13 protein-coding genes are annotated in these 16,056 nt (G+C 42.5%); 10 read left to right on the top strand and 3 right to left on the bottom strand.

Features of this window, described 5'->3' with window-relative positions; genetic code table 11:
• Together DC345_RS20900 and DC345_RS20895 are read left to right on the top strand one after the other, a co-directional pair.
• On the top strand, positions 1 to 987 hold the full coding sequence (locus tag DC345_RS20900; RefSeq protein WP_113054731.1) for a Gfo/Idh/MocA family protein: 987 nt from the start codon (positions 1 to 3) through the stop codon (positions 985 to 987).
• 129 nt (positions 988 to 1,116) lie between these two features.
• Complete coding sequence (locus DC345_RS20895; RefSeq protein ID WP_113054730.1) at positions 1,117 to 2,118, top strand: LacI family DNA-binding transcriptional regulator; 1,002 nt, start codon at positions 1,117 to 1,119, stop codon at positions 2,116 to 2,118.
• A 53-nt stretch (positions 2,119 to 2,171) separates the two neighbouring features.
• Here DC345_RS20895 and DC345_RS20890 read toward each other — a convergent pair whose 3' ends face one another.
• The gene (locus DC345_RS20890) at positions 2,172 to 4,844 is read right to left on the bottom strand and encodes a CHASE3 domain-containing protein (protein WP_113054729.1); all 2,673 of its coding nucleotides are present in this window, start codon (positions 4,842 to 4,844) and stop codon (positions 2,172 to 2,174) included.
• A 282-nt stretch (positions 4,845 to 5,126) separates the two neighbouring features.
• Here DC345_RS20890 and DC345_RS20885 point away from each other — a divergent pair, with 282 nt between their 5' ends.
• The 5 genes from DC345_RS20885 (at position 5,127) to DC345_RS20865 (ending at position 11,576) form a co-directional block, all read left to right on the top strand.
• Complete coding sequence (locus tag DC345_RS20885; protein WP_258530740.1) at positions 5,127 to 6,029, top strand: helix-turn-helix domain-containing protein; 903 nt, start codon at positions 5,127 to 5,129, stop codon at positions 6,027 to 6,029.
• Positions 6,030 to 6,163: 134 nt separating this feature from the next.
• Complete coding sequence (locus DC345_RS20880) at positions 6,164 to 7,159, top strand: aldo/keto reductase (protein ID WP_113054728.1); 996 nt, start codon at positions 6,164 to 6,166, stop codon at positions 7,157 to 7,159.
• Between the two features lie 175 nt (positions 7,160 to 7,334).
• The gene (locus tag DC345_RS20875) at positions 7,335 to 8,690 is read left to right on the top strand and encodes a DJ-1/PfpI family protein (RefSeq protein ID WP_113054727.1); all 1,356 of its coding nucleotides are present in this window, start codon (positions 7,335 to 7,337) and stop codon (positions 8,688 to 8,690) included.
• Positions 8,691 to 8,966: 276 nt separating this feature from the next.
• Entirely contained in the window at positions 8,967 to 9,965 is a 999-nt protein-coding gene (locus tag DC345_RS20870) for a helix-turn-helix transcriptional regulator (RefSeq protein ID WP_113054726.1), read from the top strand.
• Between the two features lie 165 nt (positions 9,966 to 10,130).
• The gene (locus DC345_RS20865) at positions 10,131 to 11,576 is read left to right on the top strand and encodes an MFS transporter (RefSeq protein ID WP_113054725.1); all 1,446 of its coding nucleotides are present in this window, start codon (positions 10,131 to 10,133) and stop codon (positions 11,574 to 11,576) included.
• Positions 11,577 to 11,590: 14 nt separating this feature from the next.
• Here the strand turns inward: DC345_RS20865 and DC345_RS20860 are convergent, their stop codons facing one another.
• Positions 11,591 to 12,496, bottom strand: a complete 906-nt coding sequence (locus tag DC345_RS20860) for an AraC family transcriptional regulator (RefSeq protein ID WP_113054724.1) — start codon at positions 12,494 to 12,496, stop codon at positions 11,591 to 11,593.
• A 155-nt stretch (positions 12,497 to 12,651) separates the two neighbouring features.
• On the opposite strand from DC345_RS20860, the gene DC345_RS20855 reads away from it, so the two are divergent.
• The 3 genes from DC345_RS20855 (at position 12,652) to DC345_RS20845 (ending at position 15,331) form a co-directional block, all read left to right on the top strand.
• The gene (locus DC345_RS20855) at positions 12,652 to 13,560 is read left to right on the top strand and encodes a DMT family transporter (protein ID WP_113054723.1); all 909 of its coding nucleotides are present in this window, start codon (positions 12,652 to 12,654) and stop codon (positions 13,558 to 13,560) included.
• Positions 13,561 to 13,615: 55 nt separating this feature from the next.
• Positions 13,616 to 13,948, top strand: coding sequence for a chaperone CsaA (gene csaA / locus DC345_RS20850; RefSeq protein WP_113054722.1), 333 nt, complete (start codon positions 13,616 to 13,618; stop codon positions 13,946 to 13,948).
• Positions 13,949 to 14,140: 192 nt separating this feature from the next.
• Positions 14,141 to 15,331: a glycoside hydrolase family 5 protein gene (locus tag DC345_RS20845; protein ID WP_113054721.1), complete on the top strand. Its 1,191-nt coding sequence runs from the start codon at positions 14,141 to 14,143 to the stop codon at positions 15,329 to 15,331.
• Positions 15,332 to 15,407: 76 nt separating this feature from the next.
• Here DC345_RS20845 and DC345_RS20840 read toward each other — a convergent pair whose 3' ends face one another.
• The gene (locus tag DC345_RS20840) at positions 15,408 to 16,049 is read right to left on the bottom strand and encodes a DUF2306 domain-containing protein (protein WP_113054720.1); all 642 of its coding nucleotides are present in this window, start codon (positions 16,047 to 16,049) and stop codon (positions 15,408 to 15,410) included.
• Positions 16,050 to 16,056: the final 7 nt, after the last annotated feature.

Raw genomic sequence — 16,056 nt, 5'->3', positions numbered from 1 at the left:
ATGAGACTGGGAATTGTCGGAGCCGGAATGATTGTAAGGGATCTATTAAGCTTTATTCATGAAATTTCTGCGATTACGTTGGAGGCCATCTGTTCCAGACCTGGTCATCAGGATAAGTTGTTGTCTCTGCAAGAACAGTATGGTATCGCACAAATATATTCGGAGTACAGCGATATGATTGCAAATGATGAAGTGGATACAATCTATATCGGACTTCCAAATCATCTTCATTATGCATATGCCAAAGAAGCGTTAATGGGCGGCAAACATGTTATCTGTGAGAAACCGTTTACTTCCAACCTGCAACAATTTGTTGAACTTAAAGAGATTGCACAGCAAAAACAGCTGGTGTTGGTCGAAGCCATCACAAACCAATATTTGAAGAACTATTTGTCCATGAAGGAGAATCTGCCCAAACTGGGTGACATCAAAATCGTGGAGTGTAACTATTCCCAATATTCATCCCGCTATGCGGCTTTTCAGGCTGGAGAAGTCCTGCCGGCATTTAATCCGGAAATGTCTGGTGGAGCCTTGATGGATATTAATTTGTATAATATTCATTTAGTTGTAGGGCTTTTCGGGAGCCCGAAGAAGGTGGAGTACTGGGCCAACATGGAACGCGGGATTGACACTTCAGGCATGTTGCTTTTGGACTACGGTGAGTTCAAATGTGTTTGCATAGGTTCCAAAGACAGCGCCGCTCCCAATGCAACGAACATCCAGGGGAATAAAGGGTATATTCATATGACAAGCTCCGCGAATCAATGTGAATCATTCGATCTTGCGCTTCATAAAGAAACGCCGATTCGGATAGATAACAAGGATCATCGTCATCGCATGTATGACGAGTTTGTTGAATTCGAGCGTATGATCTGCGAACAAGATTTGGAGAAAGTTACAGCTATGCTTGAGCATAGCGAGAAGGTGATGGAGGTTATTGAACAAGCCAAACAATCCGCAAATCTTGTATTTGGACCTGATCGATAATATATTCTGAAATTCCAGTATGATTGTATCTTTTTGTGCATTTCCCAAGATGACTGTGTTAAAATGCGATGAATGATATAAAAATTCATAATACCAGTGACCAAAAACAGTCTTCTTGGGGAGTATTTAATGATAACGATTAAAGATGTAGCAAAGTTAGCGGGTGTTGCGAGTTCAACCGTATCCTATGTACTTAACGGCAAAAAACATGTAAGTGAGCACACAAGACAGAAAGTACTTGCAGCAGCAAGTGAGCTCAATTACATCAAGCATGGAGCCGCATCCGAATTAAAGCGAAAAAACACACAAACGATCGGTGTTATTGTTCATGACATGTCCGTTCCCTATTTTTCCGACTTGGTGAGTGGAATTGAATCCAGTGCCATAAGTCAGGGATACGACCTGATCGTATGCAGTTCTTTAGGCGGAGAGCGATCGACAGCAGCACGCTTTATCAGAGAGAGAAGGCTGGACGGCGTGATTGTAATCGCTGAAAATATTGAAGATGAGTTGTTGTTGCACGCTGCTGAAACGGGATTTCCTATTGTTGTGATGGATCGGGAACTCCATAATAAGCATATTGTAAATGTTCTGATGGATGATGAGCAGGGTGGTTATATGGCAACCCGTTTCCTTCTGGATAAAGGGCACCGCGCAATAGCCTATATTAGTGGACCTTTAGGTTCGGATTGTAATCAAATGCGATATCAGGGTTATCTGAGAGCCATGCATGAAGCTGGGGTGGAAGAGAATGAGAATTGGAGACTTGGCGGTCAATTTCTGAAAACAGGCGGCTACAACGCAGCCAAATTGCTAATGGAGGGAGAGCTTCCAACGGCAGTCTTTTTTGCGAATGATGAAATGGCCATCGGTGGCTTAGAGGCTTTTAAAGAACACGAGGTCTCCATACCCGAAGATCTATCCATTATTGGATTTGATAATATACATGTATCCGAATACTTAAACCCACCTCTTACGACTTTTCGACAACCCAAAACAGACGCAGGTTCTTTTGCTGGACATGTGCTCATTCAAATGTTAAAAGGAGAAGCTGTAGAATCTACTTATAAGATCAATATACAGTGTGTCGAACGTGAATCCGTTTCAGAGTTATCCCTTTCTAAACGTTAAGGATGACACGTAGAGGCCCAACCTCAAACAAAGGAGGTTGGGCCTCTACGTGGTTAATTCTTATTTGCAAGCAACATTCTCATGATCACTAACAACTGTTCCATGTTGATTGGTTTACTCATATACTCTGTAGCTCCGGCATTAATAATCCTCTTGCGATCTTCAATCATAGCCCTTGCGGTCAAAGCAATAATCGGCAGATTTTGATATTCTTCCATCAGCCTGATCTGTTGAATTGCTTCATAACCATCCATAACCGGCATCATGATATCCATCAAAACAAGATCTATTGCCGAGGACTGTTCTAGTTCCAGCAACGCTTGTTCACCATCCTTAGCAATGGATACATCCAGGTGGTGTGCTTTCAGTACCTTGCTTAAGGCAAACAAATTCCGATCATCGTCATCCACAAGCAGCACATGTTTGTTCTTTAATATATCATGTTCTACCAAGGATGCTGATTCTGCAGTGGATAATACCCGTATATTTTCGGAATTTTCCAAGTCATCGGTGGTATGCTCCTTTGTGATGGGCTGCTCATGCTGGGCGAAAGGGTTGTATTGGACAGGTAAATAAACGATAAAGGTACTTCCACGTCCAATATCACTTTCTACAACAATATGGCCACCTAATAACAAAGTAAGTTCTTTCGTAATAGAGAGGCCTAAGCCCGTTCCTCCGTAGTGACGTTCCGTGTCTTTTTCAGCCTGTTGGAAGGCCTCGAAAATGATGGATTGTTTATCTTCTGAAATTCCGATTCCTGTATCTTGAACGGAAAACGCCAAAAATGGCTCTTCTGTCAATCTTTCCGTTTCCGTTAATTCTTCCTCATTGGCCATTCTAATATCAAGTAGAACAGACCCTTGAGAGGTGAATTTTAAAGCATTGGATAACAGGTTATTGATGATTTGTTTTAATCTCTGTCCATCCGTGAACATTATATCCGGTACAGTCTCTTCAACACGAACTTGAAGATCAATTTGTTTTTCTCGGGCAATCTCACCAAAGTATTGCATCACACTTTCCGGAATTTCGGAGACATTGACGGCTTCAGCCTCAATATTCAATTTGCCGGCCTCCACTTTGGACAGATCCAAAATATCATTGATCAGATTTAACAGATCCTGCCCGGATGAGTGTATGGCCTGAGCATATTCCAATTCATCTGTTGTCAACGAATTGGAATTGTTCTCTTTAAGAAATTCGGATAATAACAAAATTCCATTCAGTGGTGTACGAAGTTCATGTGACATATTGGCTAGAAATTCCGACTTATAACGTGTGCTTCGTTCAAGCATTTCCGAATAGGTAGTCATTTCGGCTTGGGCTCTTTGTGCCTCAATGGTTTTTTCGTCTGCAATGAGCTGTCGTTCCTCCAATTTGCTATTTAGCAATTGTAATGTTTCGGATTGCATCTGAAGCTCCTCAGATTGCGTCTGTAATTCTTCCGTATACACCTGCAATTCCTCATTCAATCGTTGGGACTCTGTTAACAAGGAATCAATTCTCATTGTATTTAGTGTGCTGTTGATTGCAGCCCCAAAATCCTCTGTAATCGACTCCACATATGAGATTTGTATAGGTGTTAACGGTGAGAAAGCAGCAATTTCCGCCACAGCAAGAACTTCACCCAAGAAACAGATGGGAAACAGTAATAGCGAATCGGGAGGAGCGGTACCAAGAGAAGAAAAGACCTGGACATAATTTTCGGGTACCTGACGGAATTCCATAAGTTTGGCTTCCTTGGCACACTGACCCACGAGCCCTTCTCCCATCTGAAAAGAGGTGCGAACATTTAATTGGGCATCACCAGCATAAACAGCAGTTCGAATCATGAGATCCTCTGCTTTCTCCTCTTGACGTACATAGAGTGCTGCATAGGGATAATGAAGTTTATCTGCCAAATTGCTTAGGAAAATGTCACTGAGCGATTCAATTTCATGGACTCCCTGATATTTTGACATCATACTATTGGTGTGTTCCTGCAGTTCAATTCGTTCCTGCTGAGAACGAAGCAATTCATTCGTAACATGTCCCAAATCACTAATCTCATCATTGGATGTGATGGCGATTCGGCTCATCAGGTTTCTGGATGACGTAAAGCCCGATATACTCTCCGTAATATTCTGTACGGGTTTGGAAATTGCTCGCGACATTAACCAGGCAGCCGATATTGTCACAAGAGCAATGAGCCCCCATATGAGATAAAGAAGTTCAATTAATAATTGGTTTCGTTCTGCTTGCCTGACTATTAAATGATCTGTGTTTGCAGTCATGATTGTACGATACTCATTAATTTGAGAACGGATTTGATTCATTTGATTGATACCGTCATCCGTTTGATACTGTGCGATAACATCACGGTCCCGTCCATCTCGTTTTAGAGTAATCAAAGGTTCACTTGAAGAAGCGATCCATTGATCAACATTCGTTTTTAGGCTGGCAAGACGATTGGCCTGAGTTGAACCTTCCGTACTCCACGACATCAGTTCATCATAGTTGTTCTGCAAATCTATACGACCAGCCAGATAAGGTTCCAAATATTTGTCATTACCTGTAATGACATAGCCTCGCTGACCTGTTTCCATATCCAGAATATTTTTCTCCATCTGATTGGTCAGATTGGTGATCTCGCGATCCTGATGCGTGATTACGTTTGTTTCCTCCTGAAGCGCGTTAATTCTGGAATGCATAATAAGTACAAAAATCAGTAAAGCTGTGATCATAAAAACAGTTAATGATAGTATTTTATTTTGAATCGTAAAACGTCTTCTGATGACACATGGCCTCCATTCGGGTTATAAAAAAAATGTAGTACGGACCCGTTCAATTCTACGCGATTTCCCTAGGATAAGATAGGTAAGTATACCGGTTTATCAGGATTGATCAATCCTCTGGATGATGTTTGGGCTAAATGGATAAACTTTATGGGCTTTACAACAAAGCACCCATTCACGTTTCCTGTTATTCTATTATCAAAAGCTGAAAAGGCGGGACTGTTCATGTCCATGAAAAACGGAAAGATAATTAAAGCACCAGAAGGGCTGGAACGTGCCCCGGACAAACAAGGAAGCTTAAAGCAGAATGGTTTGTCCGTCATTAAATTCTGTTTGCACACAGAGGGAACAACAGGTTCCTATTTTCTGAAGGATCACATGTTGTTGTTCGTTATATCAGGCGTATACACGGTTCGATTCAATGATCAGGAGTACACGGTGCGCAGTAATGAAATGGTATTTCTTCATAAATCAATTCGCATTGATTACATAAAGTCGGGTGAACCCGGCGCTGAATTTATGCTGGACTATATGATGTTTTTCCTGAATGAAAGTATGCTTGAAGAATTTGTTCAATTTTCTGGCTTCAAACCGACGAATAACGTGAATGAAATCACTCCGGTGTCCATTATTCAGGTCAATGAAATCACTCGCTCTTATATAGCATCATTGAAACCCTATTTCGAAAATCCAGACGAGGTACAAGACGGACTGATCCGGCTAAAATTCATGGAACTCCTGTTCCATCTGGGGCATGCCAATGATCAATTCTTACATCAACTTCTGCAACCGAATCATGATAAAAATAATGACTTTGGCAAAATAATGGAGGAGAATATCACGAATCCCATTTCAATAAGTGATCTGGCTTATTTGTCTGGCAAAAGCTTATCTACTTTCAAAAGGGATTTTCAGACCCTATACCATACTTCACCCCTGAAGTGGATTCGTAATCAGAGGTTGGATAAAGCCAAGAAAATGTTGGCCGAGACGTCTCTGTCCGTCACCGATGTCTGTTTCTCAACAGGTTTCGAAAACGTTGCCCATTTTTCCAAAGTATTTAAACTTCAGTTCGGACTCCCGCCATCAGAGTTTAGACAGCAATGCAAGCGAAGCGAGGAAAAGATAAAATAGAGGGCCTCACAAATGAGCTAAATAAACAAATCCTATGAGCTTAGTAGCAAAGAAGCACAGCTATTTTCTTGTTATTCTTATCTCATGCGTTACACCGTTATCGCGGAACCAAAACTTCTGAGGAGGATTAACCAATGGAATATGTGAAATTAGGAAATACAGGTATGGATATATCTCGACTTTGTCTTGGCTGCATGGGATTTGGTGAACCAGGGCGTGGATTTCATCAATGGGTGTTGGATGAAGAGAACAGTCGTCCCGTCATTCAGAAAGCGTTGGAGCTAGGCATTAATTTCTTTGATACGGCCAATGTATATGCAGGTGGAACAAGCGAGGAGATTCTGGGACGGGCTCTAAAGGACTACGCGAGTAGAGATGAAATTGTCCTTGCCACCAAAGTGTTTTCCCGTATGCATGATGGTCCGAATGGAGCCGGACTTTCTCGAAAAGCAATTATGAGTGAGATCGACAAGAGCCTCAAGAGGCTGGGGACCGACTATGTGGATCTGTATCAAATTCACCGCTGGGACAACCATACCCCTATTGAAGAGACCATGGAAGCATTACATGATGTGGTGAAGGCAGGGAAGGCAAGATATATTGGTGCTTCTGCCATGTCAGCATGGCAATTCCAAAAGGCTTTATATGTCGCCGAAAGAAATGGATGGACCCGCTTTGTATCGATGCAGAACCACTATAACCTAATCTATCGTGAAGAGGAAAGAGAAATGATGCCTCTTTGTCAGGAAGAGAAAATCGGTGTGATTCCTTACAGTCCACTTGCTTCTGGCCGGTTGACCAGAGATTGGCAGGAAACAACACAACGTTCCGAAACGGATCAGGTTCAAAAGTCAAAATACGATGCAACAGCCAGCACCGATCGATTGGTAGTAGAGCGGGTTGCAGAAATCGCGGAAAAACGCGGCGTTCCCCGGGTACAAATCGCTCTTGCCTGGTTGCTGCACAAGAATCCGGTTACAGCTCCGATTATTGGCGCTACGAAGACATCTCATCTTGAAAATGCGGTTGAAGCTCTGTCGATTGCGTTAACATCAGAAGAAATGGCGTGCTTGGAAGAGCCGTATGTGCCTCATCCGGTATATGGACTTAGTGTTGGATTTAAGTCATAGCAACATGCTGAAGATGAGTTTATGGATAAGTTTACTACTAAGTTAATAGCTTAAAGTCCAGTAGCAAGCCCGACGTTAGTCGAGTTCCTCTAACCGACCACAGACAGACGATAAGTTCAGTTTGGATTGTTATAATTCCGTAGGTAATCATCTATAACCAGAAGGAGAATCCAAAATGAAATCTGTAATACGTATCATGATTTATCTGATCATTGTAGTTATTGTGGTGGTCGGAGGAGGAACAATTGGGTTCATCAGCACGATGAATTCAGGAATGTCGACTTACGATAAATCTGCTCCTGAATTGAACAATGTACAAGTACCGGAATATGACGCCAGCAAACCGACAGTGGCTGTGCTGCTGGCAAACGAGGTTACCGAGGTGTTCGATTTTCTCGTTCCGTACGAGATGTTTGCCATGACCGAAGCTTACAATGTGTACGGCGTTGCCCCCGAGCGGAAAATCAAATCTCTAACCGGCGGACTTGATGTTATTCCGCATTATTCTTTTGATGAGATGGATTCACTGCTCGGAAAAAGTCCAGACCTCATTGTTATTCCATTTATGCCAATATTGGACGAGAATCAATACGCACCTGTACGTGAATGGATTCAGAAGCATTCAAGTGTTAACACAACATTACTCTCCATTTGCAACGGAGCAGAAAACCTGGCTGATACCGGCTTACTGGATGGCAAGTCTGCCGCAACGCACTGGGGAGACGTTAACCGTCTCATCAAAAAATATCCCCAAGTCCAGTGGGTAAAGGATCAGCGCTATGTTCAAGAAGGCTCGATCATATCTTCTGCAGGCCTGACTTCTGGTATAGATGCGACACTTCGTGTCATTTCGGATCAATTAGGCGATAAGGCTGCAATGAAGGTAGCGGAGCAGATGAACTATCCATCTTATGAATATGTCTTAAAGCCGCATATGGAGCCGTTTAATGCCAAGTTGAGCGATATTTCGTACATAATGAATAATGCTTTTCAATGGAATAAGTTGAAGGCAGGGGTGCTGCTGTATAATGGAGCAGATGAATTGGATTTGTCTTCCGCTTTTGATACGTATGGTGCCTCCGGTACAACAAAGACACTGACCGTCTCCAACCAAAATGAACCCATTGTAACGAAGCATGGACTGAACATCGTGGCTCGGTATCAGATTAAAAACGTGCCGAAGCTGGAGAAAATGATTATTGTCGGTGCGGATGCAGAGTTTGTCGCTGATGAAGATATCAATAATTGGAAAGACAGCGGCAATATTGCAGAGCTATTGTTCCTGCATCGTGATGCATCGGAACGGTTTGCAATGGAACCTGCTTTCGAGGATCTGGCAGAACAAGAGGACATCCAAACCGCGAAATTTGCGGCCAAACGACTTGAATATCGCGCTACCGATGACCTGAGCCTGAAGGGCAGCGCCTTTTCCTTGGAAGCCTTTCTCATCCCTGTGCTACTTGGCGTAATGACCTTTCTTATCGTTCTGTTCATTGATTTGCGTTTCATCCGCAAGAAAAAGAAATCGTAATTACATCAAAGCTCGAATCAATGTGCCAACAGAGAGATGGCCAACATATGAGGGGAAAAGGAATCATTGCAGGTATTTTGAAGTTCAGATAGGATCCTTTGAAGTTTCTCGGCGTTACGTGAAATGGTCCTGCACCAATAATGCAATAGTTCTCATCTTTGATAAACTCCATATTTGTGGTATATATATTCCTATCTGTGGGCTTCGGGAAATATTGAATTTAGCAAAGAGGAAGTAGCGCGCAAAATTTCTAAATGGATATAAGAAGGTGTCGTTTTGACTCTAAATATAGTTAACAGCGAGGTACACAGCCTTTTTGATCAATTTACTGGTCTGATTCAAGCACAATCCCGGATCCAGATATGGGAGCAGCATATTACGATTCCGCAAGAGATGGGCCAAGGAGGCATACACCGAACACGTATCCGTCCGGGTATGGAAATTGTTATCACCGATGCGACCTATGTCCAGGATATGAAGCTTCGTATTCAGGAGGCTTGTCCGTTATTTGAGATTAGTTATTGTCTTAATGGGGATATCTATTGTGAGTGGGAAGGGAAGACAAGCTATACCCACCATTGGACAGGCAATGTGTTATTTTTCGAGGATGAATTGGTATATGAAGAGAAAAAAGCAGACGTCCGGCATCATATGCTTGAAATTCGCTTATCCCCGCAGGAACTGTTGCATTATGCAGTAGATCTATCCGAGGAACAAAAAATGCAGTCTTGGCTGCAGCGATATAAAGGAAATATTGATAACTATCCCAATACACCGGAGATTCATCGATGTGTGTTGGACATGTTGAACTGCACGTATAATGGAGCCTTGAAAAGGTTGTACTTAGAGAGCAAATCCATGGAATTGATTGCATTATTTGGTGAAGTGGAGGGGCAGCAGGCGTTAACTAAAAAAAGCTTCCTGAGCCGTGAGGATCTGGTAAATCTTGATTATGCCAGGGAATTGGTTATTCGCCATTTTGAACAACCCTTATCCATTCAGGAGCTGGCCAGAAAGGTCGGGATCAATGAATTCAAGCTTAAAAAGGGATTTCGCAAACGCTTTGGCATGACTGTATTTGAGCTGGTACGCAAGCAAAGAATGGAAATGGCGCTTTATTATATGGAAGTACAGCGAATGAATGTCGGAGAAGCGGCGGTATCCGTTGGCTATAGTAATGTCAGTAATTTTGCGACAGCCTTTCGTAAGATTTATGGATATAACCCCAGTGAGCACCTCAAAATGTTACCTCAACGGGATATAAAAACCGATTAGGGCAATTCAGAAGGAATTTCAGACATGACGATCATGTTGAGATTCCTTTTTTCGTTTACCCACGCTCCTTCTATAGGGATAGAAAATCCCTTTGCAGGTAGACCCTCTCTCACCAATAACTGATAATTATTATCAATTGGAGAAGGATAGGAGAGGATCATAATCATGCATAAATCAACTGCTACAGTTACAAGTGAAGCATATCCAGCACCACAGGTGGACCCGCGCCGCTGGATGGCTCTAATTCTGATTTTGTTGCCAACACTGCTGATTTCGTTGAACAATTATATGATACAGGTGGCTCTTCCAATGATGCAATCCAGCATAAAAGCAAGCTTTGGCGAGGCCCAGCTTATTTTTTCTGGATATTCGTTAGGACTTGCAGTTGCATTGATTCTGGGTGGGAAACTTGGGGATATATATGGTCGAAAACGCATGTTATGGATTGGCGTATTAGGCTTCACCCTGATGGGTCTGCTCGGTGGCCTGGCTTCTCATCCAACGATACTCATTGCCATTCGTATCATCCAGGGTCTATCTGCAGCGATGATCCAACCCCAGGTTTTGTCGATTATACAGAGCAGCTTTCCGGAGAGCGTAAAAGGGTTTGTTTTTGCCATCTATGGTGCTGTTATCGGTGTAGGTTTTACACTTGGTATCATATTAGGCGGCATATTAGTGGACTGGAACCTGTTCAATCTTGGCTGGAGGATCGTTTTTCTATGCAATGTGCCAATAGGATTGCTTGTACTAGCAGGACTCCGTATCATTCCCGAATCTCGGGGACATTACAGGCAGAGTATTGACTGGCTCAGCACGGCTGTGGTCATGTTCGGCTTGCTTATGCTCATTTATCCGTTAACGATCGGGCAAAAATCAGGATGGCCGTTATGGACTTGGGGCTGTGTGTTTAGCTCACTCTTGCTGCTATTCCTATTCGTGCTTCGGCAGAAACGGAGGGAAGAGGCAGGACGCACGCCGTTAATGGAGCTATCCATTTTCAAAATAGATTCGTTTCGGATAGGTATTATCACAGAAATCGTTGTATATCTGAGCATGTTCTCTTTTTTCTTCATCTTAAATTATTATGTTCAGGTGGGATTACAATTGGATGTTCAATCAACCAGTCTTGTTTTTTTGCCGCTAGGCCTTGGATTTTTCGCCACTTCATTATTGTCCTCGCGGATGGTGAAAAGGTGGGGAGATGCGGTATTGAAAGCAGGTACACTTACCATGGGTGGAAGTGTATTTTTACTGATGTGGTCTTTGCATACGGATGCCGTTCATTTATTCCATTACCACAATATTTTGATTCTCTTGGTGTACGGGCTTGGTCTGGGCATGGCCACAACCCCACTCGCCAATACGATCTTGAATCGCGTGCCAGCGGCCTCGGCAGGAACCGGATCAGGGCTGTTCACAACCTTTATGTATTTGGCGAACACATTGGGTGTGGCGATGATCAGCATGTTGTTTTCTGCCGTACTGCATTTGCCCCTTGACGAGGCCGGCCTTGGGGATTATGTAAGAGCTTTTTCCATCTCAAGCGCCGCGAGCGGTATACTTGCCTTTGCTGCTTGTGCCTGCATTTACATGTTAAAAGAAAAGTGACGAAATGCATCATACTAATTATTTCTTTGATGTTTGATCTCATTACTCGAATTCCGAAAACCCTTAGGTGTTTGGTTTTGATGTTTTTTGAAAGACTGAATGAAGTTATTTACATGATTAAAACCAACCCTGTGAGCTATTTCGGTTACTGTATAATCGGTTGAAATTAATAACTCCATGCTTTTTTTGATCCGGTACTTAATTAAGTAATCATACGGTGTCATATGAATGGTCTTCTTAAAACTCCGGGTGCACTCCGAGATGCTCAGATGTGCTGTATCAGCAATTTCTTGCAGTGTGATATTCATTGAATATTGCTGATGGATAAAGCTGAGCATGAGTTGAAGGCGCTCTTGCTGAAGTTTTACATATTTGGGCGCCTCCTCGGAGGAAAGCGTAATATTATGAATCAAAATTAACCACAATTGTACTGTCTTGATAGAAACCTCATATTCCCAACCCCACTTTTTTGTCATGTCAAATCTCTTTTTCATATCCCATAACATATCTAGCACAATCTGTTGCCATTCTACATCACCCTTGATTACCAGCGACACCAGTGAAGAGTTTGTATAAGGTAAGACATAATTTTTGTCCATCGCACTATCTGCGTAGAAGGCTAACAGCTTTTCAGGGAAATTAAAACTCACATATTGACCGTTGTGAGTCAGATGCGTTGTAACATGCAGGACTCCCTTATTAATTAGGATAGCTTGGCCCGCCAGTAACTCATGATCAACACCGTTTACCTGTATAACCAACCTTCCTTGAGTAACCAATGTAATCTGTAGTTCTTCATGCCAATGTAAGTCATTAAATCCTCTACCTTCAGGAATAATTTTCTCGGAATTAGCTGTGTACATAATGTATGGGAATGAAGCATCAGGGAAAAGAATCGTCTCGTGGAGCTGCTTTGACATTTAAATGCGTCCTTTCAAATGGTGATATTTATATATAATATAGCGATATTATTACACAATAAAAATATTAACGATGATATTATTATATCCAATCTTTGTTTTATCACTATAATCCTGTGCACAGAATTTGGATAGAACATATTAAAGGAGTAAGTATGAAAATGAATAAAAGGTTGTATTCGCCTCATCCGTACCTTTTGCTTTTTATCAGCATTTTGTCCATCTCGATCTCTTCCATATTGATAAAGTCCTCAGAGACGCCAACCTCTGTAGCTGGGATGTACAGATTGTTCATAACCGTAATACTAATGCTTCCTTTTGTACCTTGGAAAAGTCTTCGAAATCTTAAGATGAGCAGAAAAGATTGGAGTGTTGTGTTGTTAGCCGGACTCTTTCTCGGATTGCATTTCTTATTCTGGATGGAGTCACTGGTGCATACCTCCGTTGCAAGTTCCATGGTCATTTTATCGTTGCAGCCCTTATTTGTAATGGTCGGGTCATACTTCATCTTCAAGGAACGAGCAAAGATGGTTACGATACTATGTCTGGTCACAGCGCTTGCAGGATCAGTTATTATCGCATGGGGTGACATCGGGGTATCTAGAGAGGCGTTGGTTGGGGATGGATTATCTTTACTAGGTACAATTGCGGTTTCGGCATATATGCTTGCTGGACAAAAGGTCAGTCACAAAATCGATGCAAATGTGTACAGCGTTATTGTTTTCTTCCTTGCGGGAAGTGTCTTGCTTATCTACAGTCTATTCAATCATATCTCCCTGACCGGATATAATACTTCAGATTGGATGTATTTCTTGTTACTTGCCATAATCCCAACCATTTTTGGTCAATTTCTTATTAATCTATTATTGAAATCTTTAGGAGCAACGACGGTTTCTGTAGGCATTATTGGAGAGCCTGTTCTTGCGATCATACTCGCCTTTGTATTTCTGGGAGAAACCATCTCTTTGTTTCAGTTTATAGGTGGGATGATGACTGTACTCGGCATGGGGGCATTTTTTGGGGCAAAATCCTGGCGTTACGCCGTTCCTGAAGTTCGAACTTAATGTGAATTTATAACAACTATTGTATCCATAAAACAAGTAGAAGAGGAGAATATATATGGCTACCATTGATGATTTTTTGAAACTGGATATTCGCGTCGGAACCGTTAAAAAAGCTGAGTTTTTTGCAGAAGCGAAAGTGCCTGCGATCAAACTTGAGATTGATTTTGGACAAGAAATTGGAATAAAAAAGTCTAGTGCACAAATTACCAAAAGATATGCAGCCGAGAAACTGGTTGGACAACAAGTCATAGGGGTAGTCAACTTTCCACCGCGCCGGATAGCCGGGTTTAAATCAGAAGTATTGGTTCTGGGAGGAATACCCGAAAAAGGGGATGTCGTTCTGTTAAAACCAGATATCGAGCTGTCTGACGGAACACCGATTGGATAATAGAACATATTGTCATATTGGCGTAACAGACAACGGGTAAGATGGCTATCGAGGTGATTGACCATGAAGAAAATATCAACCAAATCGAGTTGGCCCATCGGAAAAAATGTCTTACTCTCGGCGGCCATATTGGTTGCACTAGCTGGATGCAGTTCTAACTCAGCTTCTCCAAAGCCATTGGAGATTTCAGGGATGAACAGCAGTCAGGAGGAGAAGCAGGCTGTTCCTTCGGAGAAAATGAGCTATTGGAATGAACAGCGAAAAGGGACCAATTTTATGAACTCCACAACTCTTCCTGACAACTATGAAGCAGCCAAGGAACAGGGCATAGAGTTTGTACGGCTTGCACCCGATAAGTGGAGTAAGGATCGAGATTTTTTGTTTAACGACAAGCCAGATGCCAATATCAACGCAGATTTTTTGATAGGCAGCTCGGATAAGTACGAAGGTATCGTGGATGCGGATTTTGCCCGACTCAAAGCAGATCTGGACGCCGCCGAGGCTAAAGGGATGAAAGTGATTATTACAGTGCTTAGCTTACCGGGAGATCGCTGGCGGCAGTTCAACGGGGCCAAGAATGATGATCGGATCTGGAATGATACTGAATATCACAAACAGGCCGCTGAGTTTTGGAAGGATCTTGCAGCACGTTTGAAGAATCATCCTGCCGTTATCGGCTATAATCTGATTAATGAACCTCATCCGGAAACGGGTACGGGTTTTCATGACTTTTGGACGCAGGATTATTCGGAGTGGTATGCCAAAGTAGAACATACCGCAGCTGATCTGAATTCACTCTATGACACGATAACCAAAGAGATCCGGACGGTAGACCAGACAACGCCCATCATTGTGGATTCGGGGCTCTACGCAACGCCTTGGGCCTTTACGTATCTGAAGCCGATTGATGATCCTAACGTGCTGTATGCTTTTCATATGTATGAGCCTTATGAGATGACAAGCCAGAACAAGAAAAAAGGATTTACGTATTCATATCCGGGGATCGTAAAGGTTGGAGATGATGAGTCTGAAAAAGAGTTTAATCGTCAGACGCTGAAACAATTTGTCGGACCTGTCGCCAAATGGGCATCTGATCATAACATACCTGCGAACCGGATTATAGCTTCCGAATTTGGAACGAATCGAATGGTTCAAGGTGCAGACCGGTACATTGCGGATCTGATATCTATCTTTAATGAGTACGGATGGCATTGGGCGTTCTATGCATTTCGCGAAGATACGTGGGATGGTATGGATTATGAATTAGGTAGCGCGAAGCCCGACTGGAAGTATTGGGATGCCATTGAAAAAGGAGAGCAGCCTGCACGCGGTACGGCTGACAATCCGATCTGGAATAAGATAAAAGCAAGTCTGACGAATTGAAATAGAGCAGACAAGGATCACCATTGCATTCTTACTTGTTCTACTAAAGCTAGAATGCAGAACAGCCTCCGAAAGATTATTCGGGGGCTGTTTTCAATTTGAAGTTCATTCTGATGATGAATTCTGGAATAACTAGCAGCAAAGCAACAGAGCCATAAATACTTATAGTGTAGCTTGTAGCATAAACCAACCCAAAACCCAGATGAAAAAGGGAAGTGATGAGATGAATCAACATGTTCGTGAAGCAAAAGGCATAACTTCGAATCATCCAGTTCCGGTGTTGGATCATTCGTTTCTGTTTAATTTGAATGAGAGCGGTAATTGTAATGAATAGCCAGATGATATTAAGCGCATTGAAACCAATACTGCTTATTTTCCCTCCAGTAGCGTAAGGTGCCATATAGCCGGAAGTCAGTACAACAAGCGCAACGGACACAATATAAACATAACCGTTTATACGGTGGAACCTGCGGCTCTTTTCCAAAGTCCAACTAGAGAAGTTGAGCAATCCAGACGCCATCGCCAAACATGCAAACGCAACATGAACGTACATGACATTCAGCCAGATCGGAAGATGAAGCTCACGCTTCAAACCTGTCTTATGGCTTAAAAAGCCTGAGGCTTCTGGGTCTATCCAATAGTTCTTCACTAAAGCGTACACAATAAATAAAATAGTGACGCAGCCTAGCCATCCGTACAGTCTTCCTCGTTTCTTCATATCTACC

This window comes from Paenibacillus taichungensis (assembly GCF_003287275.1).
GTDB classification, from domain to species: domain Bacteria; phylum Bacillota; class Bacilli; order Paenibacillales; family Paenibacillaceae; genus Paenibacillus; species Paenibacillus taichungensis_A.
This window is presented reverse-complemented; position numbering and strand designations above follow the sequence as displayed.